This is a genomic window from Bacteroides sp. AF25-38AC (assembly GCF_003602995.1).
GTDB lineage: Bacteria > Bacteroidota > Bacteroidia > Bacteroidales > Bacteroidaceae > Bacteroides > Bacteroides uniformis.
The window spans coordinates 36,593-53,888 of the sequence record NZ_QTMD01000015.1; the positions used below are offsets into that span (position 1 = coordinate 36,593).

Here is a 17,296-nt window from a genome sequence, read left to right on the forward strand (position 1 = left end):
CGGACTTTACAGTTTATGGCCGTTATAGTCATATTGTACAACCTTGCCCTCAACATCTATCGACCGCAGATGAAAGCCCTGCGGGGTTGCCTCACGGGCAAAGTCTTCAATGGTATCGTAATTCATCTCGGCAGGTACGTCAGCCTCTGAGCATCTTGACATGTTTCTGAGATCCAGAACAAACGGGTTATTGCTTACCCATGTCACCTTTACTTTCATGCCATTTCCTCCTTTCCGCTGTCCGGCATACAAAGCGATATCGCCACAATAGCCGATAATACGATGATTACAAACGCATTGCGGCTGTCCGCATCCGTTGCGTCAACATTGGTTCCCAGCCACATGCCATAGGTCATGCCCACAGCTACGGCAATCTTCTGAATTGTTCTCCAGGTTTTCATATAATTCAAGTTTAATATCTGTCAATCAATAGTTTTATCAATCGCCTTTAAGGCTTTATACTTGCGGTCTACCAGTCTACCTTCATCGTCAATAGTGAGTGTCCATGCGGGATGATACCCACGTAACCTTTTGTCCTCTGTTCTTTTGTCAGTACTATAGGCTAATACAAAAGAAAATCCCACAGCCGTACACCCGTCGGACAACGGTTCATCAAAATGTACACCCCAATAGGAATTCCTGCCACTACGGGTACCTACCGCCTTCGTCACTTGACGGACGGCAAACACGGGTACTCCACGCTCGTCGTAGCTATCCACAACGACAATCTCAGCACGCTCCGTGGCAAGAACCCTGCATTCTTCTTTCCAGTAAATCATAAAGATTTGTTTATAAGGTTTTTACTTTCTCGTACGGGTTATCTATCAATGTAACTTCATACATTTTACATCCGTGATTCAGTGCATAAGCACGAAGAGTTTTCGCAAATGGTGAGTTCGTCTCAAAATTCAATGCCGAACGCACAGTACGTGTAGTGGTAAAAAACTGTTTAGCGATGGCTTCTTGTTGTGAAGCGTCTGCTTTGATGAATCTTTCCTTTTCTGCCATTGTATTTCTATTTATAAAGTTAATTCTGTATATTTGGAGCGTTTTCCATTTGGATGACGATGCAAATATCGAAACTTCTTTCGATAGAAGCAAATAATTATCGAACTATTTCACGATTTATATATTAAAATCATGCAGAAAGACGAAACAATTCACGAGAGGATAACTCAATTAGTTAATAAGTACGGGAATGGGAAAAACACCGTATTTGCCTCTTTAATAGGAAGTAATGAAGCAAATGTCCGTGGCTACAGAACGTCAACGATGCCTAAATTTGATTTTTTAGAGAAAATCGCAAGAAATATCGATATAAATTTAGATTGGCTCTTGACCGGTCGCGGTTCTATGGAAAAACAGCCACCAAAATCTTCTTTTGCGTTATCTCAAATAAACAATGATTTTGTTTCAATCCCACTGGTAGACATCTCTGTTGCAGCAGGCTGCTGTGGCTACGATAATCCCGATTATTTGGAAGTAGTAGATACCATAAAAATGCCTTCATCCATGGTGCGTAATAGTGAGAAATACTTCTGCGTCCGCATCAAAGGAGAAAGTATGTCACCTACATTATTGGATAGCTCCTACGTTATCGTGAGATTACTCGACTGTTCTGAATGGCAGGACATGCCCGACCAACATATCTACGTCATTAGTGACACTGATGGGCGTTCATATATCAAACGCATCAAGAACCGATTCCGTCAACATGGATTCCTCGTCTGCATGTCAGATAATGTAGATAAGATCAATTACCCCAATTTTAATTTGGAAGCTCAGGAGATAAACACCATACTTCATGCTGAATGGTATTTCAGTGCTAAAATGCCGAATCTGAATGAAACATATTATGATAAAGTTAATCAACTGGAAGATGATATGGATGTAATGAAAGGGCAGATGGTGCAGATACAGCAATTGTTGCGTGCTATCAATGTAAAGTAAGAATAGAAATAAGAAAATAGCCAATTTGATAAGTTTACTTGCTGGTATTATTGGCACTTGGAAGGCCTGCTCTTAGCTCCTTGACTTTTTCCAATATTTTAGCGTATAGCTCTCGATATCCTGCATCTTCGATGTCACTTATATATCCATCAATAGGTTCATATCCGTTTACTGCACAAAACAAGATTTCGAGTGCACGCTGATACCGTGGAAGTTCCTTGTGCGAATAGAGAACCTCGCGGATGATATTTCTTTTTATAATGGGAATATCTATTTTCATACTAAATAATGCTCCCGGCACAATCACCGGGAGCATTTCCATCAAACAACTAATTAATTACCTTAATCTCCGCGCGCTTTATCCCTCAGTCGGAGCCCTGAATGCCGGGAGCGTTCTTCACACCTTCAAAAACCATTGCGGCAGCAACAAGAGTCGAACTTGTGACAAAAGACCTGCATACGTGTTCACCACGTATGTACACCTTCGCTCTACCAGCTGAGCTATACTGCCAATTATTTGCGACGCGCGCACGTTTATTACGCTAAAATAGCACTTATTCCATAAATACCTATTATGAATCAACAGTTTATATGATTAGTACAATTATACTACCCGCTAAAAACACTATACTATCCCCCTATAAATATTTATTTAAACGCCTAAAAACATAACCTAAAAGGAAACATCATATAAAATACACCCTTTTCTAATTGTTAAAAAAGTATGCCTAAACTACATTACACAAGCTTATTGCCTATGAAAAAAGTATGTCTTATCGGTATGCCTTATGGTATGCCTAAACTTATTTTTAACATTTCACTCTATAACTATTCATCAATACCATCTATTCATTTGAGCATATAAAAGAACTTATGAAGTCATATCCTCTAAACACCCTAAATAGTATATATTTTATTCGGAAATACTTCTATATATTTATTATTTAGAATATATTTGTAGAAAGAAACTTCTAAATAATGAATTTATGACTAAGATAATTCACGTACATCTCATTTTCGAGAAAAAGGACTATTATTTCGGCAGTATCAGTGCCATTTATACCGTCCTAAATGACGCTCAAATAGGTATTAAAAAGAGCTCGCTACTTCATGCCGGTCTCACTGATGGTGGCGTTAAGACAACCCGTAGAGCCATTATCAAGCAGTCTCACCTCATTCGTTGTACCCAAGAATGACCTAAGCACTCCACACGAAAAAAGGGCTGAATCGCGCCTCAAAAAGCGTCAATTCAGCCCTCATCTTATATCCATTGTAACATTTGACCGTTTAAAGTGTTTTCATACCTTATTCAAATGTAATATCTGTGTCGCACAATGTAACAATTCGATTTGTTTCAGCGCACACAACTCAAATAGCCTCAAACCTTCTATTCATCGGCATTTCAGCATCATTTAACTCCCACATGCTTTACATACAAAGTGATTTACCCCCCTTAATCTTGACCGACTCCGCACGTACTTCTTTCTTATTCATCACCGGATGGGTACACTTCAGCGTGGTGCTGAAGAAGCCAAGTCCCTCTATCTCCACCGTATAGCCCTTTGCCAGCCAGTCTCCAAGCGTAGTGGTGATGGCTTGCACAATACCCACAACCATGGCGTGGGGCATATGTTCTTCACGAAAAACCCGTTCCATGAACTCTTTACCAGAAATGGTTCCCTTGGAACAGACACGGGCATGCAGCGACTTCGGTTCCTCGCCTTCGGGGACAGGCGTTTCATAAAGGTCATAATAAGCACTCATAAAATAATTTAAATTAATGGTTTATAGAGAATTGAGGGAAACTTGCAGCAAACTTGGGGAAGAAATGTTCTCGAAATCGGCAGAAGCTGGCAGTAAAGGTACTAATTATTTTTCTTGCCACAAGGATTTTACTTTCTTTCCACTGCCGTATTCTTTTCTTTCCACAGCTGTGGAAAGAAAAGAATACGGCAGTGGAAAGATTAGCATTTAGGATAGAAAAGGATAACTCCCAATGAGTCTGTCCTTAGTTCTTGGCAGGCAAAGAAACAGAAGCCTCCAATATCGGGGAGACAGACTCCCAAACCTGAGCATCGATACTCTGCATTCCTTGCACAGAAGGATGCCCCCATTGTTTATCAATGTCGTGCAAACGAATATTCTCGATGCCATAGTGCCGGCAAATTTCATCCATGGAATCAGTTACCTCTTCGGATAATTCAGAATTGGTAATATTATAAATCCTGGCCGCAGGATAGAGCTGCTTGAGAGATGCAAGCAGATAGCAAAAGGCAGGACGGAAGCTATACAAATCGGCTTTCGTCCAGCCATCATATTGGTATACGCCAATGGGAGCACCTGCCCAACTGTCATTGGTACCGCCAAAAACAAGGATTATGTCGGGGGTGCCGAGGTTGTGAATACGGGTGATAAAAGAACGGTCGGAGTAATCGGCTTTCTCGTAACCGGTATGACAGACGGTGGAGCCGGAATAGGAATTGTTGCGTTCCAACTGAAAGCCGTGCTCATGGATGAAACGGTACCACCAGGTTTCCTCCACCTTTGTCACATCATTCTCTTTCTTTTCGCCGGGAACTCCATACCAGCAGAGATTGGCGGCAGGAGAGACATGACCGTAAAAAGTGGAATAGGAATCGCCAAGAATAGAAACTTTCTTTTGAGCAAACACCCCTGATATAAGGGTCAGGGAAAAAACAACCAGAAAAAACAAGGATTTGCAGTTCATAATAGATAGATTTTTATGTCGTATGCCGCAAAGTTATAAAGTTTGTCCCGGTTTGACGGCAAGAAACCGTAGTTTTTTTGCCATAGCCCGCTTATATGAAAGCCCCTCTACCATCGGATTCCCACAAAAAAAGGAAATGCCGGATTGATAGAGGGGCGAGAGAATGAAGATGAGAAAGAGTATATTTTACTCCCGCCCTCCACCGAGGGCTTGATAGAGGTTGATGATACCTTGTATTTCATCAAAGCGGTCGGCTACCTGTGTCAGTTGGGCAGAGAGTAGCCCCTGCTGGGCAGTGAGCACTTCCAAATAGGTGGAAGTGCCGTGTTGCATCAGTAACCGGGTGCTGCGGACGGTAGTTTCCAGTGAAGTTATCTGCCTTGCGCGGAGCTCCGTCTTTCCACGGGCTACCTGCACTTGGGTCAGAGCATTGTTCACTTCGCTACCGGCATTGAGCAAAGCTTGCTGAAAAGCGAGCCTGGCTTCTTCCTGCTGTGCTTTGGCTATCTTGAGCTGTGCCACGTTCAGCCCTTTGTTGAACAAGGGTTGTGTCAGCGAACCGATGGCGGAGAAGAGTAGTTTTCCTGGATTGACAATCATGCTTCCTGCCGAGTTGGTCCAGCCAGCTGTACCGCTCAAGGTGATGGAGGGGTAGAAAGCAGAACGGGCGGCATTGGTGCTGTAGAAAGCGGATGCCAGCGAGAGTTCGGCACTTTTCACATCGGGACGGCGGGAAAGCAATTGCAGAGGTACGCCCACCGCAAGTTCCTGCGGGAACTCCTGCCCCGCCAACCGGCCACGCTCAATGGTGCCCGGAACATCGCCCAACAGAATGGAGAGACTGTTCTCCACTTCCTTTACCTGCTGCCGGAGGTCGAGCAGCGAAGCTTCCACCTGACGACAGTTGGCTTTGGATTGCGAGACACTCGCCTCGTTCGTCATGCCTGCAGCCATCATGGCTCGCATGGTGCGTACACTTTCGCGCCAACTGGCGGCTGTTTCTTCGGAAATGCGGTATTGCTCGTCGAGCATCAGCAAGGTGTAGTACAGATTGGCCACATTAGCTATCAGCGAAGTGCTGACGGCTTGTTCGTACTCCAAGCTTTGAAGGTAGAGCGCTTTGGAACGGCGTTTGGCATTGGTCAACTTACCAAAAATATCGACTTCCCAACTTGCCGAGGTAATGCCGGAATAGGTCCACGAGCCTTTGGAATTGTCGAAACTGCTGACGCCACCCTGCGGAGTGAGCATAAACGAAGGCAGGTACGAAAGTTTGGCCGACATCAGCGTGGCTTCTGCCTCCTTGATACGTTGTTGGGCGGAAAGCAGGTCAGTGTTGCCTTGCAAGGCTTGTTCGATGAGCGACTGTAATTGCGGGTCCGTAAAAAGCTCGCGCCAGGAAAGGGAAGCGATGGAGGTAGTGTCCGATGCCGCAAACAGACTCAGGCTATCCAGACTTTGCCCGTCCAAATCGTGTCCATAAAGTCCATCGGTCGTGATGTCCTCCGGGCGCTGGTATTTGGTATAGATGCCGCAACTGGTCAGTACCAAGCCGGCGACAGCTAATAATATGAATTGTTTCTTCATTATTTTTTTATGTTAGTTACGCGATAATGTACTAATGTGATTCTTCTATCTCCTTCCGGCTTACTTTCATCTCTTCCTCAATCTGCCAGTCGCTCGTCGGGACGGATTGGGCAGGACGAAGCCGCTCCTGCAACCACTGGAAACTGATGAACAAGACAGGAACAATGAACAGCAGCGCCAATGTGCCGATGAACATACCACCGACAACACCCGTACCCAATGAACGGTTACCGTTGGCTCCGACACCCGTGGCAACCACCAAGGGGAAAAGGCCGAAAATCATCGTCAGTACCGTCATCAGGATGGGACGGAAACGCGCCTTTGCCGCACTGACGGCAGAAGCAATCAGCCCCATTCCCGCTTTACGGCGCTCGGCGGCATACTCCGTCAACAGAATAGCGGTCTTTGCCAACAGACCTATCAGCATGATAAGTCCCGTCTGTAAATAGATATTATTCTCCAACCCGGCTATCCTGGCAAAAAGGAACGACCCCATCAGGCCCGCAGGAACGGCCAGGATAACGGCAAACGGAATCAGAAAGCTCTCGTAAAGCGCACTCAGAATCAAGTAAATCATCAAGATACAGATACCGAAGATGATGACTGTAGTACCACTCTGCTGGCTTTCCTCGCGGGTGATGCCACCAAAGTCATAGCCATATCCCTTCGGCAAGGCTATCTCCGCCGTTTCTTGTACGGCACGGATGGCGTCACCGGTACTGTATCCCTCAGCAGGCATGGCATTCACGGCAATGGAGTTGAACATGTTGAAGCGGCTCAAGGACTCGGCACCGTAGGAACGGGTCAGCGTAACGAACTGGCTCAACGGAGCCATCTCACCGTTGGACATGCGCACAAAGGCATTGTTCAGTGAAGCCTCATCCAAACGGAACTTCGGGTCGGCCTGAATCATTACCTTGTAAACTTTGGAGAAACGGTTGAAGTTGGAGACATATTGCCCGCCATAATAGCCCGACAGTGTGGACAACACCTGGTCGGGAGTAATCCCGGCACGTTTGCACTTGGAAGCATCCACCTCGACGGTCCACTGCGGATAGCGTACATCGAACGTGGAGTATGCCATCGAAATTTCCGGACGCTGGTTCAGTGCCGCCAGATACTGCTGGGTGGTCTGGAAGAAGGTGTTCATATCCCCTCCCTGCTTGTCCTGCACATTCAAGTCCAGCGCATTACCCATACCATAGCCCGGAATCATACCCGGAGCAATGGCAAAGACTGTAGCATCCTTAATATCCGCCGTGCGAGCGTATATCTGGTTGACGACTGCCTGCACCTGGTCTTCCTTTGCCGTACGCTCGTCCCAAGGTTTCAGCTTCACGATAATCATACCGAAAGAATTTCCCTGCCCGGACAGCAGACCATAACCGGCAACTTTCTGCAAGTGCAATTTCTGAGGAAGGTCTTCCAGACGCTTCTCCACGCGGTCTATAATGTCATTTGTCGTCTTGAGCGAGCTACCCGGAGCGGTGCTAACGTTGACAAACAACGTTCCTTGGTCCTCGTCGGGCACCAGTCCGGTCTTGGTGGTATTCATCAGGAATACCAGCAGCACTACCGAAAGTGCCAGCAACGACCAACCCAGCCAGCGGCGCTTGATGAACAGCAGCACTATCTTCTTATACTTCTCGACCACCGCCTCGAAAGCCGTGTTGAATGCCTTGCGGAAGCGCGAAGCAAAATTATTCTTCTCCGTTCCGTCCTCATTGATATAAGGCTTCAGCAGCAAGGCACAAAGTGCGGGACTGAGTGTCAACGCATTAATCGCCGAAATGCCAACGGCCACCGCCATCGTCAGCCCAAACTGGGTATAGAACGTACCGGAAGTCCCTCCCATGAACGATACCGGAATAAACACCGCCATAAACACCAGTGAAGAAGTGATAACCGCGTTGCTGATGCCCTTCATCGCATCGATACTTGCCATGTAGGAGGACTTATAGCCCACATCAAACCGTGCCTGCACCGCCTCCACCACGACAATGGCGTCATCCACCACCGTACCAATCACCAATACCAGCGCAAACAGCGTAATCAGATTGATACTGAATCCGGCAACGGACATGAAAGCAAACGTACCAATCAGTGAAACAACGATACCTACCAGCGGAATCAGCGTAGAGCGGATGTCTTGCAAAAAGACATAAACCACCAGGATAACCAGGATAATAGCCTCAATCAGCGTTTTCACCACTTCGTGGATAGAGGCGAAGAGGAAATCGTTGCTGGACATCATCTGGGTAAGCTCCACGCCTTTCGGCAAGTCCTTGCGTGCTTCTTCAAGGAGCCGGTCAATCTGCCGGTTCACTTCCGTGGCATTGGAGCCCGCGGTCTGGAACACCATGCAGGAGATACCGGGATGTCCATCCATGGTACCTTTGTAGGCATAACTGTCCTTACCCAGCTCTATATCGGCGATGTCCTTCAGTTTCAGCACCTCGCCGTCTTCGGTAGAACGGATGACGATGTCGCCGAACTCCTCAGGAGTAATGAGGCGTCCCGTATATTTCATGGTATATTGATACGTCTCATCCGAGTTCTCACCAAACGACCCGGTGGCCGATTCGATATTCTGCTCTGCCAGCACAGCCGTCACATCCGAAGGTATCAGCTTGTACTGCGCCATGACATCCGGTTTCATCCAGATACGCATGCTGTAGTCACCACCCATAATCATCATATCGCCCACACCGGAGATACGGAGAATCTGCGGCTTCAGATTGATACTGATATAGTTGGCAAGAAAGTTCTCGTCATAGCTGTCATCAGGGCTATATAAAGAGAACATCTGTAAGATACTGGTCTGCCGCTTGCTGGTGGTGACACCCACCTGGGTTACTTCGGCAGGAAGCTGCCCCGTAGCTTTGGACACACGGTTCTGCACATTGACCGCCGCCATGTCCGGGTCTGTACCCTGCTTGAAGTAAACAGTAATGGAAACCGACCCTGCATTGCTGGCGGTAGAAGTCATGTAAGTCATGTCCTCCACACCGTTGATGGCCTCTTCCAACGGAGCGATAACACTTTTCTGAAGGGTTTCCGCACTGGCACCATAGTAAGTGGTGCTCACCATGATGGTGGGCGGCGCAATGTCGGGATATTGCTCAACGGGCAAGGTGAACAATCCGATGATGCCCAGAATGACAATCGTAATGGAGATGACTGCCGAAAAAACGGGGCGTTCTATAAAAGTTCTGAGGTTCATATTCTATCGGTTAAAAATTATCATTCATTCGTTTTGGGTTGGACGGAGGTACCTTCACGCAGCAAACCCACGCCTTCGGCCACAATTGTGTCCCCCACTTTCAAGCCACTCTCTACGATATATTCCTGACCTCCATTCACACGGGTCACTTGCACGGGAACTGATTGCGCCTTGCCGTCAACTACCTTATATACATAGACCTTGTCCTGTACTTCGTAAGTGGCACTCTGGGGAACAACGATGCAGTTCTCTTTCCGTACCGGGATGATGACGTTGCCCGAACCGCCACTGGTCAGCAATCCCTCTTTATTGGGGAACACGGCACGCAGACTGACTGTACCCGTAGAGGTATCAATTACACCACTGATAGTTTCTATCTTACCTTCTTGCGGATAGACAGAACGGTCATTGAGCTGTAATTCGATAGAGTCCATCTCTGCCAGCGCCTTATCCTTGGAGCCGTAGCGGCGGGTGAGGTCAAGCAACTGATTCTCTGTCATGGAGAAATAGACATACATATTAGAATTATCGGATACGGTCGTCAGTGGTTTGGGCAAACTGGCGCTGACCAACGTCCCCACCCTATAAGGGAGCGTACCTACCATTCCATCTGCCGGACTCTTCACTTCTGTATAAGAGAGGTTATTGGCGGCATTCACCTGCTGCGCCTCGGCTTGGGCCAACTGGGCTTTCGCTGTCAGCAGGCTGTTGTAGGAAGTCTTTAAGTCAAACTCGGAAATCACCTTCTGGGCATAAAGCTCCTTCTTGCTGTCATATGTCAGTTGCGAAGTGGCCACGCCGGCACGGGCAGCTTCCACATTGGCTTCTGCTGTGCGCAAGGCTGCCAGATAGGGCACCTGGTCGATAATAAACAAGACTTGCCCCCGACGCACGGTCTGTCCTTCCTCCACACAAAGTTTGGTGAGTGTACCGGACACCTGCGGATAGATGTCAATGTCCTGCCGTCCGCGGATGGCTGCGGAATAAATTGTCTGCAGTTCTTTGTCGGTAGTCGAAATAGTCATCACCTGATATTCCGACTGGGGTTGCACGACAGGCGCGCTGCCGCAGGCTGCCAGTGTTGCACTACAGATGACGGTCATCATCTGTTTCATCATACTCTTTTTTGTTATCATACTTTTTATCTTAAAAAAATAATACGTCGGCTTTCTCTTTCATTTTTTAAGCCGGCAGCAAAGGTATGCCGTTTTTGAACAACCATTTGTTTCATTGAAGGTACACGACTGTTCATTTTCGGAACATGCCATTTAACAATCCAAAAAGAACTCGTACCTTTGTAACCGCAAATCATAAGCAATCTAACATATGAACCCATTACTGACTACCAAACAAGAAACGTTCAGAGCCGGAACAGACAAGCTGGAATTCTTCCGGGAACGTCTTCTGAAAATGAACAATGGAGCACTGATGTTCTGCACCCGTGGAGAAGCAAATATCACAATAGATTTAAGAAAATATCATATTGTACCCAATACGCACATTACGCTGCTTCCAAGTTCCATTATTTCACTGACAAGTGCGAGTAAAGATTTCCTGGTGGACTTCTTTGCCTATTCCGAGACAATGTTCAAGACGGCATGCTTCCGTTTAGAGCCGCCCTTCATACATTTTATAAAGGAGAATGCATGCTATACGCATACCGAAGACGAACCGGTTCGTGCTATCACAGGACTCATCACGGCAAGCAATGCCATCTACCGCGATTCTGAAAATCTGTATCGCGAAGCCATTGCACAAAACCTGCTGCAAATTTTCTTTCTCGACACCTACGACAAGGTTCAACGTTACTTTACGGAAGAGCAAATCAATGGCAGTAACCGGAAAGAAGAATTGTTCAAAAAGTTCATAAATCTGGTACATACGTACTGTACTACCCAGCGGGATGTCGCTTTTTATGCTGACCAACTCTGCATTTCGACCCGCTACCTATCTGCCATCACCAAACAAGTGGCAGAAGATTCTGCCAAAGAAATCATTGACGAAAACCTGATATTGGAACTGAAAATGGCACTGCAATCCACCGGCATGTCACTGAAAGAGATTGCCGACAAATATCATTTTCCCGACCAGTCTTTCTTCGGACGATATTTCAAGAAACACACGGGAATGTCACCCAAGGAGTACAGAGCAAAGAAGAACTGAGGTATGAGCATGCATTTATCCCCTTCTCCTCTGCCTCTTTAGTATTTTTTTAGTATATTTGTCAGACACTAATTTAATCAGTTCAATACCATGAGAAAACTTACACACATGCTCCTTGCAGGCACTCTCATCCTGGCCTGCTCTTCATGCGGAGTAGAAACAACAGCCAACTATCAAGTCATTCCCCTGCCCCAGGAGGTTGCCTTGAGTCAGGAATCCCCCTTCAACCTGAATGACGGTACCATCATCGCCTACCCCGAACACAATGAACTTTTGAAACGCAATGCCGAGTTTTTGGCCGAATACATCAGCCAGTCCACCGGCCACACCCTCCAGACAGAAGCCCTTGCCCCGGGGAGCGAAGCGCCCAAAGGCGCCATCACATTGGGACTGGATCCGGCCATCGGCAACCGGGAAGGCTATGTGCTGACCGTCAAAGCCGACCGGGTGACCCTAAACGGACAGACCGAGAACGGGGTGTTCTACGGTATACAAACCCTGCGTAAATCAATCCCCGCCGAAACCAAAGCCACCTCTATCCTATTGCCTGCCGGCAGCATCCAGGATGAACCCCGCTTCAGCTACCGGGGCATGCACCTCGATGTGGGCCGCCACTTCTTTCCCATTGAGTTCGTAAAAAAATACATAGACTTGCTGGCACTTCACAATATGAATACCTTCCACTGGCACCTCACCGAAGACCAAGGCTGGAGAATAGAAATAAAGAAGTATCCCAAGCTGACGGAAATTGGCGCCTGGCGCGACCGTACCGTTATCGGCCGGAACACCGAAGAGTATGACAACACCCGGTATGGCGGTTTCTATACGCAGGAGCAAGCCAAAGAAATCGTAAAATATGCCGGGGAGCGCTATATCACGGTCATCCCCGAAGTAGACCTGCCCGGACACATGCTTGCCGCACTGGCCGCCTATCCCGAAATGGGATGTACCGGTGGACCGTATGAAGTGTGCCCACATTGGGGCGTATTCGAAGATGTGCTGTGCATCGGCAACGAAAAGTCCATGCAGTTCCTCGAAGATGTCATGGCCGAAATCATTGACATATTCCCTTCCAAATACATCCACATCGGCGGTGACGAAGCTCCCCGCACCCGTTGGGAAAAGTGTCCCAAATGCCAGGCACGTATCAGAACCGAAAAATTGAAAGCCGACAAGAACCATACTGCCGAAGACCGTCTGCAGAGCTATTGTATGACACGTATCGAAAAGCTCCTCAATAGTAAAGGACGCCAGATTATCGGCTGGGATGAGATTCTGGAAGGCGACGTCGCCCCCAACGCAACTGTTATGTCATGGCGTGGCTCGGCAGGAGGAATCAAGGCGGCCCAACTGGGACACGACGTGATAATGACACCCAATGACTATTGCTACTTTGATTATTACCAAAGTGAGGATACCCGGCACGAACCATTTGCCATCGGAGGCTTTGTCCCATTGGAGAAAGTATACAGTCTGAATCCTACCGCCTCACTGACCGAAGAACAAGCTAAGCACATACTCGGCACACAAGCCAACCTTTGGACAGAATACATCCCGACCAGCGAACAGGTAGAGTATATGGTTCTCCCCCGTATGGCCGCCCTTGCCGAAGTACAATGGACACAACTGGAAAAGAAAGATTATACAAACTTCACTACCCGACTGGCCGGACTCATCGGCCTCTACCGGAGAGACGGGCTCAACTACCGGGAACCCTTCCGACAGCAGGCAGACTCCACAGCGACCGAGAAGAAGTAATCAGAACTGGAAATAGATAAACGGCTGTATCTCCGAACTTTTCATCTGAATGACCAGATAGATTACAGCAAGCATCAGTACCGCCTTTCCCAACAAGGGGAGGCGGATTACTGTTTTTGTGCAAGCACGTTCCCAACTGTCGGGCACAAAATGCAGCAGATAGCCCAATGCCATCAGTGCAAACACTTCCCAATAACCCTCTACCAGCTGCGGGAAGAGTTGCGGACGGAAAGTAGTGAATATCTGCTTCAGCATATCCATTGATGTGGAGAACTCCGCATTACGGAAGAATATCCAGCAGAAACAAACAAAATGGAAAGTGACAAGCACTCCGAAGAAGCGGTGGATGCCATGGCTCTCCGTCCCCTTCTTACGCCCGGTAAGCGTCATCCAGAACTTATGGGCTGCAAGCGCAACGCCATGCATCATTCCCCAAAGTACAAAATTCCACGAAGCGCCATGCCACAAGCCGCCCAGGAACATGGTAATGATGAGATTGGCATATTGGCGGATTTTCCCCTTCCGGTTGCCTCCCAAAGAAATATAAAGGTAATCGCGCAACCAGCTGGAAAGCGAAATATGCCACCGCCTCCAAAATTCCGTAATGGAAGCGGACTTATAAGGGGAATCGAAATTGATATTGAAATGGAAGCCCAGCAACAAGGCAATGCCGATAGCCATATCACTGTAACCGGAGAAGTCGCAATAAATCTGCAAGGCATAGCCATAAACACCCATCAGATTCTCCACCCCCGAATAAAGAGTAGGATTATCAAAAATACGCTCTACAAAGTTAACGCTGATATAGTCCGATATAACCGCTTTCTTGAAGAGCCCACTCACGATGAGGAAGATTCCACGTCCGAACATCTCATTGGAGACAAACAGCGGGCGGCGGATTTGCGGAATGAAATCACGGGCACGTACAATAGGACCCGCCACCAACTGGGGAAAGAAAGAAACATAAAAAGCATAATCCAACAAACTGGTCAGAGGCGTTATCTGGCGACGGTACACATCTATCGTATAGCTCAACGACTGAAAAGTGAAAAAAGAGATGCCCACCGGAAGGAAAATATCCATTGTCGTGAACGTGCCTCCCGTCAGCGAGGCAAAAGTTTCGCCCAGAAAATTGGTGTACTTGAAGTAACACAACAATCCCAAATTGATGAACAGACTCAACACAACCCATGCCTTACGTAGCCAGGGAATAGCCTCGCGTGCCATCAAGCGTGCAATGAAAAAGTCACAGACCGTCACCAGTCCAAGCAGGAAGAAATAAGTGCCACTACTTTTATAATAGAAGTAATAGGAAAACAAGGTGACAAACAGCAAACGCGCCGTCGTCCGGCGTTGCAACAACAGATAAACCAATATAAAAGCGACAAACAGCCAGAGGAAAATACCACTGCTGAATATCATCGGGGCTTGCGGGTCATAAGTGAAGACATCGCGCAAACGGTCCAAGTCTATATTCAATCCGGATAAAAATTCGTCAATATTCCACATAATCGTTATAAGCTTTTAACAAGGCCTGGTAGAACAGCTCGCCTTGCAGGCGGTAACCGTCCGGCAAATAGTGTACATGGTCCGGACGCATCAATCCGGCTTCCTGCCAGTTGAGGCAGGCACGGTGGGTACCGCCAAGTATTTCGTACATGTCCCATACCGCCAATCCGTTTTCATCGGCATAGCGGCGGATGGTCTGCACGGCAACGGCAGTACGCGGATTAATCTTATAGGTCCGACGACGGCGACGCTGCCGGAAACTCTCGTAAGAGCCCGGAGGAGTGGTCATCAACATCGGTACATTCGGCAGTTTCTCGCGAAGCATGCGTACAAGGTCGTCCATCTGGCGATAGTGCAGCATTGTATTGTAACGGCGGTTATGGCTTTCGTTCGTCCCGAAGGAAAGAATAAGCAGGTCGGGATGCAGAGCCGCAATATCAGCAATACGGTCCAGACGGGTGAAAGTAGTACAAAATGCACCGTTGATACCTACATCGGTATAAGAGACTGCCCCGAAAGTGTCCTGCATCAACGCACCGGTGGTACGGGGGAAGATATGGCCGCGTATATGGCTGTCGCCCACATGTACGATGCGAAGCGTATCAGCGGAAGCGCCCAGCCGAGACAGACGCAACTTCTCCCAGAAAGGATTAAGAATACCCAGACTGTCGGTAAGTACATTCTCCTTCATTTGCCGGAATGCGGCGGGAAAAGTTATCAAAGGGACAGACACCGTATCCGTACGTTGGGAATAGAGGCAGAGAGTATCACAATCCGCTCCACCGGCATGACACGAAAGGCTGCCTGGCAGTATGTCCTGTGCATGGAGCGGCCGTATCGCCGCAATCAGCACCAGCACCGCGCAGCAAATCGTACATCGTAAATCGTACAATCGTGAATCCTCCTTATGGCTCCTCTTCATAGTAGGCCCTCCTTCTGTCATACTGTTCCTTGCCATAAATCAAAGACTCATAAAGTAATCCCGCAAGATGCTTTCCACCACGGAAGTTGATGTGCGTATAATCATAATTGGCCAATGACGGCTTGGCATGCACCATGTCTGCCATACTGCCTTCCCCACCCATGGCCTCGAACATGTTCCAAAAAGCGACAGCCTCATCCGCCGCCAGATTCTGCTGATAACGAACCAGGTTCCTGATGCCGGGCATGGTACGCAATTCGCCTTCTTCGGTCTTATAGTCACGGTCGCCCACGCTGACTATGAGGATGGCAGCTTGCGGAAAGGCTTCCTTGAGATGCTGCACCGTTGTCTGCATGCCCGCAATGTACTTGTCGTAATTCCGCCCACGCTCCGTAGCCACATTCAGTCCGTACTGCAGGATTATCAAATCGTAAGGGCGCTGTTCGTTGAACTCACGCATCATCCACACGGGAACAGAACGGAGGGAGAGGCCGGAGCTGCCACGCAATGAGAAGTTGTCGAGCACGATGCCCGAAGTGCCGTCCATGGCAAGACCATAGAACAAGGTGGAATCTGCACTCTCCACCGTCCAACGGACGGAACCGATATTTCCCTCTACCGTCATTTCCTGCAAATCGCCAACCGGCTCAAAAGTCTCGGTAGTCGCTTCGCCGCGATTGACGCGGACAGAAAGGGTGGTCGTGCCGCGGTTATAGAAAAAGATACTGGCACGCCGGCAAGTATCCAGACGGGAAGCATAGTTCTTCTGCCCCCGCAGTTCCACATAAGCACCGGTATTCGGAATAAAGTAATGTCCGGAGACTCCCTGCTTGCTACGGTCGAAGAACACGGAGTCCATGACAGAATGGCTCTGCCATCCGCTGAAGGAGTGACGCACCGTAGGGCGGAAACCGCTGGTCATGGAGGTGATGGTGACAAAACCTACTCCGCAACCGCCATATCTTTTCTGGAGCATCTCACGCAAATCGGCTGTCAGAATATCCGCTTCGATAAAGGAGTCGCCGAAGTAGGCGATACGAACCGGACGGGGTGCTTTGGCAAGCTCGTCGAGCGCCTGATAGAACCGCGTCATGCCACGCATGGTAGAATCGCTGTAATCTTCAATGCACGTCATGCCCGCACGGCAGGTGTCCACAAAGGCGGGCTTCACCTTCGGGGGCGGAGGCAGCAGGCTGTCCGGCTCACTCACCGGCTTGGAAGGACGACGCACGTCCCCCAAGATATCCACACGCCTCAGCACACGGCCACCCATCGTAATACTTGGCAACAGATGCATCAGCAACAATGCACCCCATACGATAAACGCCAACAGACCCGTATATTTCAATGAATTCTTTTCCATACCTAATGTGGCCGCAAAGATATAGATATAGGTTGAAAAAATCTCTCCGGACAAAAAAGAATTATCCCCAAAGAAACAAGATTTTTTCTCCGG

Annotated in this window: 17 protein-coding genes and 1 tRNA gene; 4 read left to right on the forward strand and 14 right to left on the reverse strand. The window is 48.1% G+C overall.

All coding sequences use genetic code 11. The annotated features are described in order from the left end of the window. Nucleotides 1-6: 6 nt before the first annotated feature. The 4 genes from DWY55_RS11730 to DWY55_RS11745 are packed head-to-tail and all read right to left on the reverse strand — an operon-like array spanning nt 7 to nt 1,008. Nucleotides 7-162 (reverse strand): hypothetical protein, encoded by a 156-nt coding sequence (locus tag DWY55_RS11730; protein WP_229135108.1) that lies wholly within the window; start codon nt 160-162, stop codon nt 7-9. 53 nt (nt 163-215) lie between these two features. Next, complete coding sequence (locus tag DWY55_RS11735) at nt 216-401, reverse strand: hypothetical protein (RefSeq protein ID WP_009037005.1); 186 nt, start codon at nt 399-401, stop codon at nt 216-218. Nucleotides 402-422: 21 nt separating this feature from the next. Further along, complete coding sequence (locus DWY55_RS11740; protein ID WP_117878954.1) at nt 423-779, reverse strand: hypothetical protein; 357 nt, start codon at nt 777-779, stop codon at nt 423-425. A gap of 10 nt (nt 780-789) precedes the next feature. Beyond that, nucleotides 790-1,008: a hypothetical protein gene (locus DWY55_RS11745; RefSeq protein ID WP_009037008.1), complete on the reverse strand. Its 219-nt coding sequence runs from the start codon at nt 1,006-1,008 to the stop codon at nt 790-792. Between the two features lie 132 nt (nt 1,009-1,140). On the opposite strand from DWY55_RS11745, the gene DWY55_RS11750 reads away from it, so the two are divergent. Next, nucleotides 1,141-1,950 (forward strand): helix-turn-helix transcriptional regulator, encoded by an 810-nt coding sequence (locus DWY55_RS11750; protein WP_117878950.1) that lies wholly within the window; start codon nt 1,141-1,143, stop codon nt 1,948-1,950. Nucleotides 1,951-1,984: 34 nt separating this feature from the next. On the opposite strand, the gene DWY55_RS11755 is transcribed toward DWY55_RS11750, so the two are convergent. Together DWY55_RS11755 and DWY55_RS11760 are read right to left on the reverse strand one after the other, a co-directional pair. Next, entirely contained in the window at nt 1,985-2,275 is a 291-nt protein-coding gene (locus tag DWY55_RS11755; protein WP_133303485.1) for a hypothetical protein, read from the reverse strand. Nucleotides 2,276-2,368: 93 nt separating this feature from the next. Next, a tRNA-OTHER gene (locus tag DWY55_RS11760) sits at nt 2,369-2,461 on the reverse strand. A gap of 475 nt (nt 2,462-2,936) precedes the next feature. Between DWY55_RS11760 and DWY55_RS11765 the strand changes: the two genes are divergently transcribed. Beyond that, a complete protein-coding gene (locus DWY55_RS11765) occupies nt 2,937-3,146 on the forward strand; it encodes a hypothetical protein (RefSeq protein WP_117878946.1) in 210 nt (69 codons plus the stop codon). Between the two features lie 232 nt (nt 3,147-3,378). On the opposite strand, the gene DWY55_RS11770 is transcribed toward DWY55_RS11765, so the two are convergent. The 5 genes from DWY55_RS11770 to DWY55_RS11795 form a co-directional block, all read right to left on the reverse strand. Beyond that, nucleotides 3,379-3,714, reverse strand: coding sequence for a hypothetical protein (locus DWY55_RS11770; protein ID WP_243633660.1), 336 nt, complete (start codon nt 3,712-3,714; stop codon nt 3,379-3,381). 244 nt (nt 3,715-3,958) lie between these two features. Beyond that, a complete protein-coding gene (locus tag DWY55_RS11780) occupies nt 3,959-4,678 on the reverse strand; it encodes an SGNH/GDSL hydrolase family protein (protein ID WP_008661817.1) in 720 nt (239 codons plus the stop codon). Between the two features lie 186 nt (nt 4,679-4,864). Further along, entirely contained in the window at nt 4,865-6,265 is a 1,401-nt protein-coding gene (locus tag DWY55_RS11785; RefSeq protein ID WP_117878944.1) for a TolC family protein, read from the reverse strand. 31 nt (nt 6,266-6,296) lie between these two features. Then, on the reverse strand, nt 6,297-9,488 hold the full coding sequence (locus tag DWY55_RS11790; protein WP_005825618.1) for an efflux RND transporter permease subunit: 3,192 nt from the start codon (nt 9,486-9,488) through the stop codon (nt 6,297-6,299). 20 nt (nt 9,489-9,508) lie between these two features. After that, nucleotides 9,509-10,624 carry an efflux RND transporter periplasmic adaptor subunit gene (locus tag DWY55_RS11795; RefSeq protein WP_005825620.1) on the reverse strand — a complete coding sequence of 372 codons (1,116 nt, stop codon included), beginning with the start codon at nt 10,622-10,624 and terminating at the stop codon, nt 9,509-9,511. Nucleotides 10,625-10,814: 190 nt separating this feature from the next. Here DWY55_RS11795 and DWY55_RS11805 point away from each other — a divergent pair, with 190 nt between their 5' ends. Together DWY55_RS11805 and DWY55_RS11810 are read left to right on the forward strand one after the other, a co-directional pair. Further along, entirely contained in the window at nt 10,815-11,651 is an 837-nt protein-coding gene (locus tag DWY55_RS11805; protein WP_009037288.1) for a helix-turn-helix domain-containing protein, read from the forward strand. Nucleotides 11,652-11,741: 90 nt separating this feature from the next. After that, the gene (locus tag DWY55_RS11810; protein ID WP_117878942.1) at nt 11,742-13,409 is read left to right on the forward strand and encodes a beta-N-acetylhexosaminidase; all 1,668 of its coding nucleotides are present in this window, start codon (nt 11,742-11,744) and stop codon (nt 13,407-13,409) included. Here the strand turns inward: DWY55_RS11810 and DWY55_RS11815 are convergent, their stop codons facing one another. From DWY55_RS11815 to DWY55_RS11825, 3 genes are read right to left on the reverse strand one after another with little or no spacing between them, the layout of a single operon-like run. Then, nucleotides 13,410-14,918: an MBOAT family O-acyltransferase gene (locus DWY55_RS11815; RefSeq protein WP_057098260.1), complete on the reverse strand. Its 1,509-nt coding sequence runs from the start codon at nt 14,916-14,918 to the stop codon at nt 13,410-13,412. Continuing rightward, nucleotides 14,905-15,861, reverse strand: coding sequence for an SGNH/GDSL hydrolase family protein (locus DWY55_RS11820; RefSeq protein ID WP_057256345.1), 957 nt, complete (start codon nt 15,859-15,861; stop codon nt 14,905-14,907). The genes DWY55_RS11815 and DWY55_RS11820 overlap by 14 nt, the downstream gene beginning before the upstream one ends. After that, complete coding sequence (locus tag DWY55_RS11825) at nt 15,824-17,203, reverse strand: SGNH/GDSL hydrolase family protein (protein ID WP_057256344.1); 1,380 nt, start codon at nt 17,201-17,203, stop codon at nt 15,824-15,826. The genes DWY55_RS11820 and DWY55_RS11825 overlap by 38 nt, the downstream gene beginning before the upstream one ends. Nucleotides 17,204-17,296: the final 93 nt, after the last annotated feature.